The organism is Paraburkholderia ultramafica, assembly GCF_902859915.1.
GTDB classification, from domain to species: Bacteria; Pseudomonadota; Gammaproteobacteria; order Burkholderiales; family Burkholderiaceae; genus Paraburkholderia; species Paraburkholderia ultramafica.
This window is the reverse complement of sequence record NZ_CADIKK010000063.1, coordinates 1-16,763: the sequence shown is the minus strand read 5'-3', so window position 1 is coordinate 16,763 and position 16,763 is coordinate 1. Positions and strand designations below refer to the sequence as shown.

The following is a 16,763-nucleotide window of genomic DNA, read 5'->3' as shown; positions in this document are numbered from 1 at the left end:
GATCAACTGGTTGCCAGTTTCGTGACAGTGCGGCTCGCAGGACGCCGGCGACATTCACGAACCTGCGAGGCAGGATGGATGGTTGCGAAAAATGACGTCTATCGGGTTGATCAACAGGACAATATCTTCAGGAATGCAAACGTAAATGGCGTAATTGTTCATGGCGCGCTGCGCCATTGATGAACTGCGTGCCCTGCGATGAAGCTTAGCAGTATTGGCGCAGGTTGATCAGCGTATAGGCGAGCGTCTTGAAGGCGTAGTGCACGTCACTGATTCGTTCGAAGCGCAGCAGCAGACGGCGAAATTTATCTTCCCAGGCGAACACGCGCTCAATGGTGCGAAAGCGCTCTTCAAAGATCGCCGGTTCGAAGCGTCGCTTACGACCGCGCTTTGGGCTTTTGCGTCCACGCGGGTTCTCGGGAATGTTGGGAACCATGCCGCGATTGAAAATCGCCTTGCGGTTGGCCCGGCAGTCGTAGACGCCGTCCAGACTGACGATCGCGCCTTGCAGGTCCATGCCGATGGCGCGCGCTATCTGGCTGAGCCGGGGCAGCGCCTCGCGCAGCAGGGGCGATTCGCTGCGGTTGCCGGCTGCGGTGATGAACGGCGCGATGACGTTGCAGTGACGATCGCACAAGGCCACCACCTTGTCGCCTTTCAGATGTTTGTGGCCGCTGTAACCGAGGTTATCGCCGCCTTTCTTCGCGGCCGTCGTCGTGCCATCGCCGTGAATGACCGTCAGATCAAGCAGCTTGTCACTATGGAGCCTGCTCACTGAGCCCGCAAAGATGGCATCCATGCAACCATCGGCCAGCCAGCGGCGCATCGCGCGGTAGATCCGCGTGTAGTGGATTTCGGGGCGACCTTTGGCATTCGTTTCGATCGGCAACATCTTCCATTGACAGCCCATGTACAGCACTTGCAGGATGTAGTTGAAGATCTTGTGCAAGGCCAGCGTCGGGGGCGGTCCGCGCCGGCCCCGGCTCAGATGCGGCAAGACAAACTGCTCGAATTGCTCCACGCTCAATTTCGTTGGAATCACTTGCCAGCATGGGTTCCAGGTCATTCGCTGTGTCCAGAAATCTGGACTCTAATCGATCTGGCTTCACCCATCAGAAATCCAGCCCTGACGCGGCTCGCAGACAAATTCGATAACCTCGAAAAACTAACAACCAGTTGGATCCGACGAGCTTATTTGCACCAGAACCTCGGCCTTCGCCCCCTGACACAGGACAGCGATCAAACGGATTCCCGAGAAATCGGTATCGCCTTCGTAAGCGTTGTACGGCCGTCCGATCAACAGTGTTCCCGCGCCAAACGCCTTCTCGGCCCGAGAACCGGGCAAGACCCGGTACACAAACTCGGCGTGCCCGCCATCACGGTAGAAGTGGGCTTTCTGCCGCATCCACTGATACAGGTTCGGTGAGAACGACGGTGATTTCGACGGCTCGATATCCCCCAACCGGATCGTCGGATGCCCAACAGCGTCTGCGGTGACACTCATGATGTTCGATCCCAGCCAGGCTACCGGCCTGCGTGCGGGGCGCAGTTCGCGCCGATGCTTTTTCCAGTCCCCTGAGCACGGCGACTACCGCAGGCTCTTGTCAGCCTGACACCGGGCAATCGGAATCAGCTTGCCCCAAGAATTTTGGTGATCTGCATGTGCTGGCGATCCGTCTGAACCGTCAAGCACCCACAGGAGTCACCTTTGTTCGTGTTGGGCATCTTTGTGTCGAAACCTTCCGGGACTCCAGCTGCCATGTCGGCAACGATGTTCCAGGTGCCATCGCGATCCACCAAGGTCAACTGGACGGCATATCGTTCTCAATCGATCCGCAGCGCATGGCCGCGCCATTTGGAGCAGCCATGGCAGGCGTGGCGATGGACAGAATGGCTGTTGCAACAGCAACGGTGGCGAGAAGCGTGGCCACTTTCTTCATGACTTGTGTTTTCCGCTCCGTTAGTTCAGCGTGTGACGTGCTGGTCTACGAGCGCCCCGAGCAGCTCATGAACCGTGGAACCGATCACCGCATTGGGCCCCTTGCGTTCGACGAGGGCGATGAAGGCGTGAGCGACTGGATAACGCGCGTCCGTGCGCCCCTCCTCACGAATGATTACGGTCGCATCTGATTCGATGCTCGCATTCAAAGTCCGTCACCCGCGAAAACTGTTATTGCATTCATATTTTTCCCTGTTGTCGACTTTCGCCGTCGTTACTTAATCAACATCATTCCGACTACCTTAGAGGCAGTCACATCGAACGTCGCGGTGTACTCGCACTCCGCAGCGTGCCCCGACCGTTCGATGAGGCAGTCTGCGAAATCCGCCTTGTCTGACGCCGCGAAGACGCGAAGTGCCTTTCGCACCGTGTCCGCACCTTCGACAACCAGTTCCTTCGTGCCAAGCATGGATTCGATGATGTCCTTCATCTGGTCTCGCTCGACGCCGTAGCAGCGCCCGAGTACCCACACGACCTCGACTAGCGCAACCTGCGAAACGTAGCCCGGCCGCTCGGCCGAAAAGGACTCCATGAGCGCCGTCGCCTTCTTCGACTGCGCCGCGTCATCCTGCGCGAAGTAGCGGATCACCACGTTTGTATCCAGTCCGATCATCGCGCCGATGCCCCCTGCTCGGCGATGGCACGGTTCATGTCCTCAATCGAAACCGGTTTGGCAGGCTTCTTCACGATGCCCTTGAGCGACGCGAGCGAGCGAGTGGCCGGATAGACCTCGTACCGGCCCGTCTCCTCGTTGAAGCTGAATTCGATCCGGTCGCCGGATTCCAGGCCAAGCTGGTTGCGCACGTCCACCGGGATCGTGACCTGGCCCTTCGATGTGATGGTTGCTGCTGTCATAGTGACCCTCCAAATATTCCTTACTTTATGGTAAGGCGCCGGAAAATGCAAGGGCGAAATGGACACCCGCCACACGATTCGCCGCCCTCAAAGCACCCCGCTCACAATCGCCGACAGGCGCACCGGATCGCCTTCGACAAGGTTCTTAACGGCAGACAATGAGGAAACTCCAATCAGCTCCTGAATGAGCTTCAGCGAGCGACCGTCGCGATGCAGCCGCACGACAAACGTGCGCCGAGCCGCCGATGCGTTACCGCCTTCGATCCCGGCTGCTGATGCAGTCGCCGCACAATCTCCGTCAGCGTTTCGCACGAATAGCTGATCGCGCCGCTGCCCGTTACGCGCCGCGTAAATGTGAATGACTCTCCGTCGCTCGCCCTGAGTAGCGGGCCGTGTGCGTCCAGCCCGCGATACGCGGCCGGGGGGGGCGTAACTCCATGCCGCGCCACGAGTCGATACGCCAGGTAGTCGTCAATCGCTCGGCAGGTCTTGGCGTTCGCCCACACCAACGGTCGAGCCTTGCCGTTAAAGGCGATTTCGGCACGAACAGCCGAATCGACACGCACGGAGCCGTTCGCTTCCAGATAGTCCGAGACAAGGAGCTTCGCCGCCTCATTCGGCATTAGCAGGCTGCGGAAATACCTTGCACTGAAGTAATCGCGACGGATAGCAAAAGCGTTGATGTAAGAACCGCACCCGCCCCCTGGAAATCATGCGCGGCACTGACACGTTCACCGAGAGTTTGTTTTCCGTGCGCAAGCTGGACGTTTTCGTTCCGACCTCACATCCGCTGCGCTCGATTCGCGTCATGGCGAACGAGGCGCTGGCAAAGATGGATCGGGTGTTTGCCGGGATGTACGAGGCCGACATCAAAGGAGGCCGGCCGAGCATCGCGCCGGAGAAGCTGCTTCGGGCGATGCTGCTGCAGGTGCTGTACAGCATCCGGTCTGAACGCCAGCTCATGGAGCAAACGCAATATAACCTGCTGTTTCGGTGGTTTATTGGTCTGTCGATGGACGATTCAGTCTGGGTGCCGACGGTGTTCACAAAGAACCGCGAGCGTTTGATCCGGCATGATGCGGTGGTCGAATTCTTCAATGAAGTGCTGTCCATCGCGCAGAAGAAGAACTGGTTGTCGGGCGAGCACTTCAGCGTGGACGGCACGCTGATCCGGGCGTGGGCGGGACACAAGAGCTTTGTGCGCAAGGACGGTGACGACACGGATAACGACGGTGGCAGCGGCGAGGGCGACTTCAAGGGTAGCAGGCGGAGCAACGAAACGCACGAGTCGAAGACCGATCCCGATGCACGGCTTTACCGCAAGGGAAAGACGGCCAGCGAATTGCGTTACATGGGCCACACGCTGACCGACAACCGCCATGGTCTGGTCGTCAACGCCCGCGTCAGTCGTGCTGACGGACATGCCGAACGTGAAGCGGCCAAGGTCATGATCAACGATGCGCGGCAAGCAGCGCGCGATGCGGCTGCGCAAATCACGCTGGGCGCGGACAAGGGTTACGACGCAGAGGAATTCATCGAAGCTTGCCAGCAGATGAAGGTCACGCCGCACGTGGCGCAGAACACGTCCGGGCGCCGTTCTGCCGTGCCCGATGAGATTGCGCGCAGCGTGGGCTACGCGATATCACAGCAAAAGCGTAAGCTGATCGAACAAGGCTTTGGGTGGGCGAAGACCGTGGGGCGCATGCGTTCGCTAGGACAGGTCCGCCCGTAGTGACAGCAATTGCGGTAATGAGGCGAAAAACAGACCTCAAACCGCCGAAAAATAAGCTGGATTCGCGTTGAAATTTCGCAATGCAGAAAATTGCGCGGCGGTAGCCGCGCAGAGCAAAGGACGTTGCTTCAGGAGGGGTGTATTTCCGCGGCCCTTCCATAGTATCTAGGGGCGCGTGACGAAATGCCAAAGCGCTGCGCATTCGACGTCGTTTATCTGGTAGTGAGGCATGGTCTTGCGCAGCATGACATCAGCCGGATCGATGCCGTCCCTGAGCGCCTTGCAGAACGCGGCTTGGTCATAGCTACTAGCCGGCCCACCCCGGCGGCTTTTTGCAGCAAACAGATTGCCCGGAGTCAAGGGCGGCGCGAAGGTGTCCGCCGAGTCGGTTCGAGTGTGGCAATTGACGCATCTGGTCGTCGAGCCAGGCAACGGAAGATCGTCTTCGCGCAGCTGCGCTGGGATCGCATGCTGCCCGCTGAAGATCGAGCACCCCAGGTCCTCGGATTCACACGGCTGCGCAGCTTGCGTCAAACGCATCACGGTCGCTAACGCGAGCGCAACGGCTGTGCGTGCCGCAGGGCGCTTTGACCGTGATACGGTCACTGGATTTGCACCGTGCGTGAGACGCTCGGCACGCCCTTCGCATTCAAGCCGAATAGCATGTAGTAGCCAGGTACGGCAACGCCAGGATCAGAAGGAAGGCTGATCAAGTATTCACCCGCCGTTCCCACTGTGAAACTCACCGGCACGCGCCGCTGTTCATTGTTGACCGCATGTGTGGATGACGACAGACGCATCAGCGCAAACGCTGTGATCCCACTGCTACCGGTCACAGCGATCGAAGTACCGAGTTGGGCCGTGGTCGGCGCCGATGTAATGGTCGGACGTGACGCCGCCGACCCATCCGCATTGAGCAAATACGGCGGCGTCAGTATTTCGATGTTCGTATGGTTCGTCGAACAGCTACCGCACAGTCCGCCACCGCCGCTCAACACTCGCCCATCCGGCAGCAAAAGTGCGATGCTGTGGTACGTGCGCGGCACAGCCTGCGGAGCGAGCAGCGAGAAGGTCTTGGTGGTCGGGTCCCACAACTCCGGTGCCAGCACGGCGGTGTCATCCGAGAAAGGTTGGGCAAAGGCTTGTCCACCCACCACGACCACTTGTCCGTTCGGCAGAACCACGCTGTTATTGAACGCGCGCTGATAGTTCATCGAGTGGATGGTTTGAGTGGTCGCCGTGCCACTGCTGATGTCGATGAGTGTGGCGTTCGAAGTCGCGTTGGCCTGCTCGTAGTTTGGCGCGCCGCCGACGGCGAGAATCTTCCCGATGTCGTACATGACGGCGTTGCCGTTCATCGCATCGGCATCGCTGCCGCGATTGCCGGCCGGAGTCACGCCGCCATTGCCCGCCGTATCGAACCAGTGCATGGCAACGCTGGGGCCTGCGTGGAAGACCCGACCGTTGGCTACGGCGAACAGCCACGCATGGTTATCGGCACGAAAAATTCCGGCTGCGTCGTTCGTGAGAATATAGTCAGCGAGAATTGCGCTATTGACGTGCCATCCCGAACCCGGGATCCAGGTTTCACCTGTCTTGCCGCCCTCGCCCCCATTCCATGAGCCGCCCACCAGGAACACGTTGCCATTGCTCAACGTTGCGCTGCCTTGGTAGGCGCGTGGAATATTCATCAGGTTACCTGAAGACCATTTTCCGGTCGACGGCGTGTAGAAACTTGATTCGTCGCTGCTTGACCCACCGGTTACGAAGATGCGGCCGTCCGGGAGATTCGCGATCCCTGGGCAGAACATATCGTGGCCGGTATTGGTGACGAGCACCTGTTTGCTGGTTCCGGTCGCCGGGTTGAAGATCGCAGTATACGTCTTGCCCGGCGTGACCTCGCCCGACGTAAAGTCCAGTTGCTGATCAGCGGTCCAGACCACCACGGTGCCGTCCGGGAGACTCGCCGCGGCTGCCGGCACGAGTGACAGGTTGTACGGCGTGGTCCACTTCGACGGCAACTTCGTCACACTCATGCCACTGATTTGCCACGTCTGAAGAGCACTCCCACTGCAAGCCTGCTGCGTGACCTGAGGACCTTGCGCAGTCAGACTCGCTGCAGCCAGACACAGGTGGCTATGCGCGGCGACGATCGCGAAGCCATTACCCTGCTGTATGAGCGAATAGCTTTGATTCGTCTGGCCATTGCAGTTCCATTGGATAGCCGGCGCACCCGGGTCCGTACTTTGTCCCGATATGTCGAGGCATAGCTGACTGTTGACGTTGACGAACTGATACAGCCCGTTAGCCTGCGTCAGTGTCCAATGCTGATTGTTGCCGCCATTGCACGCCCAGGTGATCACCGAGGCGCCAGGCGTTTTCGATTCGGCATTCACATCCGCGCACAAGGTCGTGCCGGTCACGGTGAGCGTACTCGATGTCTGCGCGTCGGCGGGCGCGGACTGCATGGCAAGCGTCGACGTGAATGCGAGCAGGAGCAGCGCTTTCACGCACCTGTCGAAGAATTGGGAGGGGATCCTGACGGATCGAATTGGTTGCATGGGCTCGGGCTTAGATAGACTATGTACGCGCCAGCGCGCGCAGCACATCGCATACGTCGTCTGCGCGCGGGAGGTCGGCGCTGCGCCAACGCAACATTCCTTTCGCATCGAAGCAGTAGATCTGCGTCGAATGATCAGCGATATTGCCGAGTGGCAGCGGACTACCGGAAAGCGCCGTACGCATCCTATCGACGTCGCGCAACGTCGGTGTTGCCGCTTTCCACGCGGGGCCGGCCTGAAAGCGCTTGAGCCACTCTTGCAAAGCGGGCGGCGAGTCGGAAAGCGGATCGATTCCGATTGATATCAATTGAAGCGGATAGCGGGTACGGATTAGCGATATCCGGTCTTGAACTGCGTTGAACAGCGCGCCCTGCAGAGGACACACCGAACTGCACCCCGTGTAGATCGTCTGCAACGCAGTCACGTTCTGAAGCAACAAATCGCTCAACAGTCGGTTCTTGCCGGTTTGATCGACTAACCAGACATCGTCGAGACGAACCGGCGGGCTGACAAGTCCCATCGTTCCGTGCTGTGCGTACAAAGGCGAAGAGACTGCAGCCAGCGCGACTGAACCCACATTACGCAGCAGGGCACGTCGAGTCAGTTTTCGAGCCGGGGCATACGTGGCCGATTCAGGCCCGGTGCACACTTGTTCGTGAAATATCCGCATCGCTTGCCCCGGAAAGTCTGATGGCCTGTCACGCTACTCGCTGCCAAAAATGCTTCGGGCGACAGTCGGCGAACAATTCTGGCGATCAGTGCGACGGCTATGTTTGCTCGCTCTCGCACCGGTGATTAGGGACACAGATAAGCGTAGCAGGGAAGATCGTCGCCGGCGGAAACTCCGGTCCGCGAATTGCTCCCATCTGTGAGGTTGGCCACATTATTCAATTAATTTTGATAGCTGCCCCGTTGGAGTCGCCGAGAAACGTACACATTCCGTGTCTATACGACAGCTGGGGCAGATATCGCCAAGAACGTCATGCAACTGCATTGGGTCGATCCGGACACCGGCGAAATCGTTAGCAAGCCGATCAAGCGAGCCGCGTTTCCTGAGCACTTTGCAAATCGCGGTCCCTGTCTGGTCGGCATGGAAGCAGGTGGTGGCGTTCAGCATTGGCAGCAAAAATGACGCTGGTGACGCTCGCGCCATCTGGATGGCCACGCAGATGCCGGGCAAATCTGTGGCGGTTGAGACCGAGGCCCAGCAAGCGGCACTGGCCCTGCACCGGATTCGGCAACAGAAGATCAAGTTCCGCACCATGCAGAGGAATTGCCTGCGCGGCCTGCTGCCCGAATATGGCGAAGTGATGGGCAAAAGCCGGCAGCTCTGGACAAGGCAATTCCGGGGGGCTTGAGCGGCCCGCCGGGCGCCTTCCTGCCATGCTCATTGAGTCGCTGCGCGATCAGTGGAATGACCTTCAGAATCTCGACCGGCTGATTGTCGACATTGAGCGACGTCTGCAGGCATGGCTGAAAGACGACGAGGCATGCAAGAAAATTGCCGCAATACCAAAGTCGGGCTCCTGACTGCCACCGCAGCCGTCGCGACAATGGGCGACCCGAAGTCGTTTAGGTCCGGACGCGAATTTGCAGCGTGGCTCGGCCTCGTGCCAAAACAGGTGGGCACCGGTGGAAAGACACTATTGCTCGGCACCAGCAAGCGAGGTGACATGTATTTGCGGACCTTGCTTGTTCACGGTGCACGCTGCGTGCTCTCGCATTCCAAAGACCCAGGTGCATGGATCGAACAATTCGTCAAACGCAGACATGCGAATGTGGCAATAGTCGCCATCGCGAATAAGATGGCTCGCACCATCTGGGCGATCCTTGCCCACGACAATCCCTACGAAAAAGAGCTGGTTTGTAAGACCGCATGATCGAAAGGAACTGTATGGAGCAGTAACCCTTTGCACGACGGCACGTCCAAAGGTTGCGGCGGCAATCGAGTGTGATGACATGACAGGTCGGACCGGAACTCGCAAAGCCTGGATTACAGAGAGAGCCTTGAGCTCGACGGCGGATTGATGCGCGAGTCAGCGCATTTCATCAGGGCCCGCAGCGAAGCAGGCTGCAAGAAGGCTGATGGCATGGACTCCCGCCCCCTCCGGGGCGACACTTACCCCACCAATTCCCGGGAGAACGTCAATGTCTGCACTAACCATTGGTCTGGATATCGCAAAAAACGTGTTTCAGATTCATGACGTCGACCGCCACGGCAAGACCGTTGTACAGCGGAAACTTCGCCGGGCTGAGGTGTTGAAGTTCTTCGCAAAACTGGAATCAAGTCTGGTTGGTATCGAGGCCTGTCACGGATCCCATTTCTGGGCCCGTGAGCTAACCTCGTTGGGCCACACGGTCCGTTTGCTGCCAACACAATATGTGAAGCCGTTTCTGGTCGGTGGCAAGAATGACGCGAATGACGCGGCGGCGATTTGCGCGGCAGTGACGCGCTCAGGCATTCACTTCGTTGCGATCAAGAGCGCTGAACAGCAGTCGCTGCAGTCGGTTCATCGCATGCGCCAACGGCTCATCCAGGAGCGGACAGCGAAATTGAATCAGATCCGGAGCATGTCTGCTGAAGAGGGTGTGATTTTCCCGGTCGGGCTTCCGCAATTGAGAAAGAGAGTGGTTGAGCTCGTCAACAATCCCGATTCCCCCATTACCGCTTTGCTCAGACGACTTGGCCCGATGTACCTCGAACAACTGAAGGCACTGCAGCAATGGCTCGACGAACTTGCTGCCGAGATAGCGGAGATCTTCAAGAGCAATGAAGCTTGCCAGCGGCTCGCTACCGTTCCAGGAATCGGACCGGTCATCGCGACTGCGCTCGTGAGGTGAGTAGTGTGGGCGATCCATCGCAGTTCAGGAACGGCCGGCAGTTTGCAGCCTGGTTGGGGCTGACACCGAGGCAAAGATCGAGCGGAGGCAAAACCAGGTTAGGCGGTATCACAAAGCGCAGCGACACTTATCTGAGAACCCTGCTTGTACAGGGCGCCCGCGCGGTGATGCACTTCGTGAATCGTCGGGATGACCGTCACAGCCGATGGATCAAATCCGTAATGCAACGCCGCCACGTGAGCATCGCGGCGATCGCCCTGGCGAACAAGACGGCGCGCATTGCCTGGGCAATATTGACGGGCAATGGTTGTTTCAGGGCGGCGTAACAGGCAACAGACATCGAGAACTGTTTCATTTCTTTCGCGATTGCGCAAGAAGCGGCAAGCATGGCGAACCGGTCGGACCGGCGCTTGCAGATCCTGATATATCCGACGGCTGCAGTACGAAGCCACAAGGCCGACGAGGAGCAAGCGCGCAAATTTCCATGATGGCTCGTGCGGCAGCAAGCACCTCAGAAGCCGAATGTACGGACGCAGTCGTGACCCTCAAAATGCAAACCGATCTTGCTCATAGGCGGGAGTCCATGTACGAATGTAGAACTGCAACCTATCCTGTGACTCCACACACACGAAAAACCCTCGCAACCGGGGGACGTTCAAGTAGTGTCTGTAATGGCCTGACAAATTTTTATAATCCTACAAAGCGCTTTAAGCGCGCTGACAAATCCGATCGCCGCGGCAACCTGTCGGCCTTCAACGCCGGGGACCATTAACAAATATCTTTACCGACATTATTTAACTATTTCATAACCACTCCGATAGTTTTGGACAGATTTCAAATCATATTATATGATGCAATCAACTGGTATCTATAAATAGGCCGCGAACACTATCTAGAGCCGCCATGAATTTTTTTTTAACGGACTGCGAAGCTTTTTTCTGATTGCGCTTAAAAGCCTGAAACCATTGCTGGGATTGACAAAGCAAAAATCAGATAATTAATATCGGACCCTTTTCTTACCACATCTTCACTTGTTACGCTTCGTTACGACTCATCCGACAGATTCTGTTTCATTTCTGTATCATCGGTATTCATCAGATCAGATCGGTAAAAAATATCTTTAAGCGTATTTCCTACCAGCACTTCGATACTTCTCATTTTGCGAAGCAATTTTCTGATCTGAACTCGAGGGTCGATTCGAATCGACGTTATTTCGCATTAAATCAGACGATTGATTGCGACATGGCGATTTTCGGTTCGTCCGTCAGCAAGCGTTCCTTCCCAAGAGCGACGTTTTAATTAGTTGTACTTCGTGTTGTTGCGTAAATTTCGTGGCGACGTCCTTATCACGCGAACGTTGTTCGTTTCTAACGGCCACGTTCAATCGGCCTTGATAAACAGATGTCCTTTTACAGCAGACTCTTTCCAAGACTCGACACCCCATCCGATCAACCTTTTCAGCTCAGAACGTTTCTTGCAGTTCTTGTGGTCAGTACGGGGGCGTTAGTCCTCACTGGTTGCGGTGGCGATGGTCCAGACAATGCCAGCTCGTCTTCGGTATCCGCTAATTCGCTCGCGCCCGCTACGGACGCTAACGCAAGCGCGAATGCAACCGGCACGGGCGAGGTTTCCAACGAGACCACCACCGTTGCCCAAAACGACACCGGCTCCCCTACCCAGAGCAATGGACAGCCCTACAACCGCGTCGTAGTGCAAAAGGCAGGACAAGGCGATTGATGGGACGGTCGGCAGCATCTGCTGACCGCTAGCCAGAGCCGTATCGATTAACCGTTTCACGCAGCACACGAACACCCGCACCGGCTTTGCAACCGGTGCCTAGCCGGTCGGCAGCCGCTTGCAAGATGGTTGCGAGTGTGACGCCGCCGCAGAACTTGATGAGCGCACTAGACGTGTCGCGTTACGGAGTCCATCGCCTCGGCAATTGATCGTCATCGGCAAACGTAACGCCGACGTTTTCGGACCAACTCCAAGCAATAGTAATTTATAGTTAAGATATGAAACTTAAACTGTTCTCCCTATTCGCCGTTTTGGCGCTACTGTGCGGGCAGCCGGTGTCGGCCCACGCACGCAGGACTAGTGCATCGACCCAACCTACTGCCTCCGCCCAAACAACTGCCTCCACCCAAACAACCGCCTCCGCCCAACAGCTCGCCGCGCTCCAGCCGCCGCCGACCGGCAGCGGCAATGACCGGTTCGCAATGGACGTGAACTGCAACCTCTGGAGCGCGGACCAAACGGCGCTGAATGAATGCTCGAAGGACCTCGACCTGATCGCCGGATTGGGCGTCGGTACGGTTCGCCTCGGCGCTTCGTGGGATTTCATGGTCCAGGCAGATGGCAGCACGCTGGACCCGAACAAGGTGGCCTTCCTGAAGTCTCTTCTCAATGCCGCGCGTACGCGGGGCATGAAGGTTCTTTTCCAGGTGGGGATGTACGCTCCTGCCAGCGCATACAAGTGCTCCGCCACGCAAAGTCCTCCGAGCGGCTCGTCGCCGCGGCTTGACTTCTGCGATGCCATTTTCACCAAATATCTGGGCTCGCTCATGGATGTCGTCTTGCCGTTCACGGCCGACATCGAGCTGTTCAATGAAACCAACTGGAGCTTTTCCGCAACGGACCCGTCTTACGGCAATCCGAACGGAATCTCTGGCTACATCCTGAATCGCAGCAAAACGCTCTATTCAGAAGCGAAGCAGGTCCTGAACACCAAGAGCCAGTCCGGCTACCAGACGGTTCTGCACACCCAGGGCATCTCTTACTTTTACAACTCGGCCTACCCGAACAATGGCTGGAAACCGCCTGCAGGTAGCAATCTGATCCAGGCGACCGACTACATCAAGGCGATGGGCAACAACACGATGAGTGCCTCCAGCCCGTTGAATACTACGATTGATGTCGTCGACGTCCATCCTTACTTCAGCAGCAGTGATTACGCCATGTTGATGCAAGCATTCATCGATACCTTGTCGGGCCTCGTTCCCAATGGGCCGAAAAAGCTTTGGCTCACGGAAACCAACAACGGCACCAATGGCACCGATGCTGGACAACTTGCGGCCTTCAACCAGCTGAAAGTTATGATGAACAACGGCTCGGTGCAGAAAGCGTTCTGGTATGTCGTACGCAATGGCGACCCGAGCAACGGTGAAGGTGATGGCTACTCGATCTACGACTACAACCGCAACCTGATTCGCCCTCAACTCGCTGCCGCTATCCAGGCCTATACCGCGAGCATCCCCCGCTCGGAACGATTCCTGTCGGGCTCTTACCTGACGCCTGTCCAGTGAGGTCACTCTCTGCCATCAATGGCACGAACGCGAACGCCGATTCTGGCGTTCGCGTCATTCTGGTTGCAGCGTGACATACCTTTGGACTTCAGTCAGGCCCTGAGGTAGTCTGTCAAGTTTTTTGTTTCCCGACATCCAGTCGCATGGCATCGTTCGATCTCCGAGGGTTACAAATCGCTGATCATCCCGCGTCCGCCCGTGGACAGCGACGCTGCCCACAGCACGAGGCTGTGGACAGCCGCCTGACGGCGGTTCCGTCGTTGCCCACCGGCTCCCCGCGAGTTTCGCCTTCGGCCTGACGCGCCGCTACGCGGCTTGCCCCAATGAGATAAAGCAGAAGACCTGTCCCAACCCCGAAACGCTTATCCGGGCAACTGGCTAAGGTTGGCGAGAGGTGGCGAACCGCGTTTGCTCAGCGCATTAAGGTAGACAGTCTCGTTGTACGTTGTCCGCGTCTGCCAGCAGCGATACAGGATGCGGATCCACTTGAACGCCAGGGCTCGGAGTGCCACGTGGTGGGAGCTGCCCTTCGCGCGCTGCTGCCGGTAGTAGGCGCCCGCCCAGAATGACCGGCTGATGGTCTGGGCCGCCCATTCCACGAAGGTCTGGCGCACGAATTTCGGGCACTGCAGGCGCCAGTGGACCCAGCTCTTCTTTCCGCTGCGCTCGGTCACCGGGGCAATACCCGCGTACTTCTGCAGTTCCTCTGCACTCCTGAGACGCTCGCGCTGCTCACCGAAGGCGGCAAGCAGGCGCGGGGCGAGCTGGAAGCCAGCGCCGGGCAGGTCCTCGAACAGCGCATAGTCAGGTAGCGTCTGCACTACCGCCGCGATCTCCCGGTCGAACTGCGCGATCGCAGCCAGCACGGCGCGTAGCTGTGCCACCAGCGCCAGCAGGTGCAGACGGCACGGACCGATAATCGCGGGGTCGTCAGTCAGCGCCGCCGCGGCCCGGATGGATTCGATGCGCGCGCTGATCCGGCTGGCGCTGCGGCAGTGGTGTGCATGGAAGAACGTCTCCAGGACCGCCGTGCGGGCCTGCCGGACCGAGCGCAGCGTCGGCCAGCGCTCAAGGAAGTCGCAGAACAGCACCGTGCCACGGTCATCGAACCATTCCAGCGCCTGCGGGTAGTACTGCTTGAGCGTGTCGCACAGCCGGTTGATCAGCCGGTTCTGGTCGCCGACAAGCTGCCGGCGCCGCTCGACCAGGCTCACCAGCGAGCGCATCGCGGCACTCTGCAGCCTGAGAGGACTGAAACGCTCCGGATGGCGCACCAGCAGGTCGAGCGCCAGTTCCGCATCGGCCGGATCATCCTTGGCGCCACTGGGCTGGAACGCTTCGCGATATTTCGCCAGGGTCGTCGGGTTGATGGGAAACAGCACGAGGAAGTCGTACTTCTGCAGTGCAGCGACGATCGGCCCTTTCGCCCAGTTCAAGGGCCACTGCAATTGGCCCGCCGAAGCGGCGGTGTAACGCGTTTGCCCATTCGTCGATGGCCGCAACCTGATGCGCAATACGGCCGGACTCGCGCCGGGTGTCGCCGGCCGCCTGCACGCAGATATCGTGCTTCGTGTCCGCCCAGTCGATTCCGACCCAGGCCGTGAACGGCTGCTCCAGTAGCGGTGACATGTGGACCTCCGCAAGTGCTAGATTACGTGAAGGGACATGCATGCCTGCGCCCAGCGAAGGCGATATAGCAAGCCGGTGACCACGGCAAACCCTGAGTGTTCGTTGTCGAACGCAGGCGCACCCGGGGACTCGAAGCTGACTGAAGAAACGTCAGAACGTTGCGCAAGATTATTCGTAGCCCACGGGTGCATGTCCCGCCTTCGCTGGCAGCTACCTGCCAGCTGTGACCAGTATCACCGAGTGCGGGACAGGCTACCTATATCTTATAGATTACGGTCCATCGAACCACTCAACCCAGACACTACGGCCTTCGGGCCGAAAAAGTGCGAGCCCACGGTTGACCTGCTTGCGCCGCTTTGCTTGCGTGAGGTTTTGACACAAGCAGAGCGCCTGCCTATTCCGCAAAAACAATGCATCATAAAAAGGCGACGAGTCTAACTATCGTCCTTTGACCCTCTCGCACGCGCAACGCACAGAGCACACGCGAAGACACCAATCGCCACGCCGATCAACAGACACGCGGCATGTGTCAACAAACTCACCATCTTCCGCTCCCTTAACGACCATATCGAAATTTTTAGGGCGTTGAACAGCACGATCTCAGGCTCGGGCGCATGGCTATTGTTTGGTCATCCATTCCCAAGCTGCCCACTGCCCATCCCGGCTGCAGATCCTCGTCGCCTTGCACGACGATAACATCATCAAAATACTGATTGAAGTCAAGCGTCGTAGTCGGCGCATGCTACCAGACCTTTGTCGGGATAGAGGTCCGCGTAGTCGTACGCACCAAGTTCAGGCCCAGGTTCAGCTCCGCGGAACAGCCAGTTGGCCGCCCCCTATAGCGAAGGGCGAAGCGGTTCGCCTGCTTTGCGTTGTCCGCGTTCTGCCTCACTGTCTCCGACAGTTGCTCCGTGCTTGCGGCGGTCCGCTGCAAGGCCGCCTGCTTCTCGGTGCGCGAGGACAGGTCCGCGTTGCCTGAGGCGATCTCGTTCGCGCCCAGCAAAAGGCCCATTTAGTTGCGTCGCAGGCTATTCGCCGTATCGCTCTGGATATTGCGAAATGGGTTCAAGTCGAAATCGGAGAGCGCCTTGAGTTCAGGTTCCATGGCTTGGTTGATGAACGCGCCGCACGCCTCGCGCCGGCTCGATGACATACGCGACTTTCTATTCTACGCACTAACGAAGTTGGGCAGATGCGCGTTGTCCCGCAGGATGGCATTCGGCAAACCTGCTCTTTCGACGTCGGCATCAGGCTCCCTCAAATCTGGTGCTCGCCGCATTTTTTCGTCGTGGAGCGTGGAGCAACGCACGTCAACGGCCGTCGCCTACGTCAATTTGGATTGTGGATACGACAATCCTCAGCGCGTGACGTCCATCGCACTGGTACACGGCAATAGCCGGTCGAATTCGCGTTTCACGATCTCGTAGCATTCGCATAAGCGTGCCTCGAGTCCGGTCCGATCGAGCATCCGGACACGGCCACGACTGTGATGGATAAGACGGGCGCTCGCGGGCAACGCAAGCGTCGTCCATAGTCCCTCAAGCCATCTGGAATACCGCCACGGCATCCCGCAAGATCGTCGCCTGCTCTTCCAGCGATTTCGCCGCCGCAGCCGCTTCTTCGACGAGCGCCGCATTGTGTTGCGTGACTTCGTCGATCTGCGAGACAGCCTTATTGACCTGTTCGATACCATCGCTCTGCTCGAGCGCGGACGCCTCGATCTCGTTCATTAGATGCTATGTGGGAGGGCAGCGGCAGTAAGCCCGACTGGAGTAAAACGTGGCTTGCATACTCGTTTTCTCCGAAGGAGCACGCAAATGGATGCGCCTGACACAGCCCTC

12 protein-coding genes and 5 pseudogenes are annotated in these 16,763 nt (G+C 58.2%); 6 read left to right on the top strand and 11 right to left on the bottom strand.

Annotated features, from left to right (window positions below):
* Window positions 1–180 (top strand): hypothetical protein (locus HV744_RS36905; protein WP_217469198.1); only part of this gene is annotated, 180 nt, incomplete at its 5' end.
* 25 nt (window positions 181–205) lie between these two features.
* Here the strand turns inward: HV744_RS36905 and HV744_RS34510 are convergent.
* Both HV744_RS34510 and HV744_RS34505 read right to left on the bottom strand, forming a co-directional pair.
* On the bottom strand, window positions 206–1,066 hold the full coding sequence (locus HV744_RS34510; protein ID WP_175153759.1) for an IS5 family transposase: 861 nt from the start codon (window positions 1,064–1,066) through the stop codon (window positions 206–208).
* 99 nt (window positions 1,067–1,165) lie between these two features.
* Window positions 1,166–1,504: a hypothetical protein gene (locus HV744_RS34505; RefSeq protein ID WP_175153758.1), complete on the bottom strand. Its 339-nt coding sequence runs from the start codon at window positions 1,502–1,504 to the stop codon at window positions 1,166–1,168.
* A 158-nt stretch (window positions 1,505–1,662) separates the two neighbouring features.
* On the opposite strand from HV744_RS34505, the gene HV744_RS34500 reads away from it, so the two are divergent.
* Window positions 1,663–2,130 carry a hypothetical protein gene (locus tag HV744_RS34500; RefSeq protein WP_175153757.1) on the top strand — a complete coding sequence of 156 codons (468 nt, stop codon included), beginning with the start codon at window positions 1,663–1,665 and terminating at the stop codon, window positions 2,128–2,130.
* An 83-nt stretch (window positions 2,131–2,213) separates the two neighbouring features.
* Here HV744_RS34500 and HV744_RS34495 read toward each other — a convergent pair whose 3' ends face one another.
* The 3 genes from HV744_RS34495 to HV744_RS34485 all read right to left on the bottom strand — a co-directional run bounded on the left by HV744_RS34495 (window position 2,214) and on the right by HV744_RS34485 (window position 3,477).
* Window positions 2,214–2,612 carry a type II toxin-antitoxin system VapC family toxin gene (locus HV744_RS34495; RefSeq protein WP_175153756.1) on the bottom strand — a complete coding sequence of 133 codons (399 nt, stop codon included), beginning with the start codon at window positions 2,610–2,612 and terminating at the stop codon, window positions 2,214–2,216.
* On the bottom strand, window positions 2,609–2,854 hold the full coding sequence (locus HV744_RS34490) for an AbrB/MazE/SpoVT family DNA-binding domain-containing protein (protein ID WP_133661564.1): 246 nt from the start codon (window positions 2,852–2,854) through the stop codon (window positions 2,609–2,611). Before HV744_RS34490 ends, HV744_RS34495 begins: the two co-directional genes overlap by 4 nt.
* 191 nt (window positions 2,855–3,045) lie before the next feature.
* A complete protein-coding gene (locus HV744_RS34485) occupies window positions 3,046–3,477 on the bottom strand; it encodes a hypothetical protein (RefSeq protein ID WP_175153755.1) in 432 nt (143 codons plus the stop codon).
* An 89-nt stretch (window positions 3,478–3,566) separates the two neighbouring features.
* Between HV744_RS34485 and HV744_RS34480 the strand changes: the two genes are divergently transcribed.
* The gene (locus tag HV744_RS34480; protein WP_175153754.1) at window positions 3,567–4,586 is read left to right on the top strand and encodes an IS5 family transposase; all 1,020 of its coding nucleotides are present in this window, start codon (window positions 3,567–3,569) and stop codon (window positions 4,584–4,586) included.
* A 165-nt stretch (window positions 4,587–4,751) separates the two neighbouring features.
* Here HV744_RS34480 and HV744_RS34475 read toward each other — a convergent pair whose 3' ends face one another.
* The 3 genes from HV744_RS34475 to HV744_RS34465 all read right to left on the bottom strand — a co-directional run bounded on the left by HV744_RS34475 (window position 4,752) and on the right by HV744_RS34465 (window position 7,817).
* Window positions 4,752–5,126: a hypothetical protein gene (locus tag HV744_RS34475; RefSeq protein WP_246279348.1), complete on the bottom strand. Its 375-nt coding sequence runs from the start codon at window positions 5,124–5,126 to the stop codon at window positions 4,752–4,754.
* 62 nt (window positions 5,127–5,188) lie between these two features.
* A complete protein-coding gene (locus tag HV744_RS34470; RefSeq protein ID WP_175153752.1) occupies window positions 5,189–7,147 on the bottom strand; it encodes an RICIN domain-containing protein in 1,959 nt (652 codons plus the stop codon).
* Window positions 7,148–7,166: 19 nt separating this feature from the next.
* On the bottom strand, window positions 7,167–7,817 hold the full coding sequence (locus HV744_RS34465) for an SCO family protein (protein WP_175153751.1): 651 nt from the start codon (window positions 7,815–7,817) through the stop codon (window positions 7,167–7,169).
* A 312-nt stretch (window positions 7,818–8,129) separates the two neighbouring features.
* Between HV744_RS34465 and HV744_RS34460 the strand changes: the two are divergent.
* From HV744_RS34460 to HV744_RS34450, 3 genes and pseudogenes are all read left to right on the top strand, one after another.
* Window positions 8,130–9,027: pseudogene (locus tag HV744_RS34460) on the top strand (IS110 family RNA-guided transposase).
* Between the two features lie 268 nt (window positions 9,028–9,295).
* A pseudogene (locus HV744_RS34455) lies at window positions 9,296–10,314 on the top strand (IS110 family RNA-guided transposase).
* A 1,689-nt stretch (window positions 10,315–12,003) separates the two neighbouring features.
* Window positions 12,004–13,293, top strand: a complete 1,290-nt coding sequence (locus tag HV744_RS34450) for a glycosyl hydrolase (RefSeq protein WP_246279347.1) — start codon at window positions 12,004–12,006, stop codon at window positions 13,291–13,293.
* Between the two features lie 362 nt (window positions 13,294–13,655).
* Here HV744_RS34450 and HV744_RS34445 read toward each other — a convergent pair.
* The 3 pseudogenes from HV744_RS34445 to HV744_RS34440 all read right to left on the bottom strand — a co-directional run.
* Window positions 13,656–14,922, bottom strand: a pseudogene (locus tag HV744_RS34445) (IS110 family RNA-guided transposase).
* Window positions 14,923–16,279: 1,357 nt separating this feature from the next.
* A pseudogene (locus tag HV744_RS37855) lies at window positions 16,280–16,420 on the bottom strand (Crp/Fnr family transcriptional regulator); the annotation flags it as partial.
* Window positions 16,421–16,460: 40 nt separating this feature from the next.
* Window positions 16,461–16,655 (bottom strand): annotated as a pseudogene (locus HV744_RS34440) (methyl-accepting chemotaxis protein); the annotation flags it as partial.
* Between the last annotated feature and the right edge of the window lie 108 nt (window positions 16,656–16,763).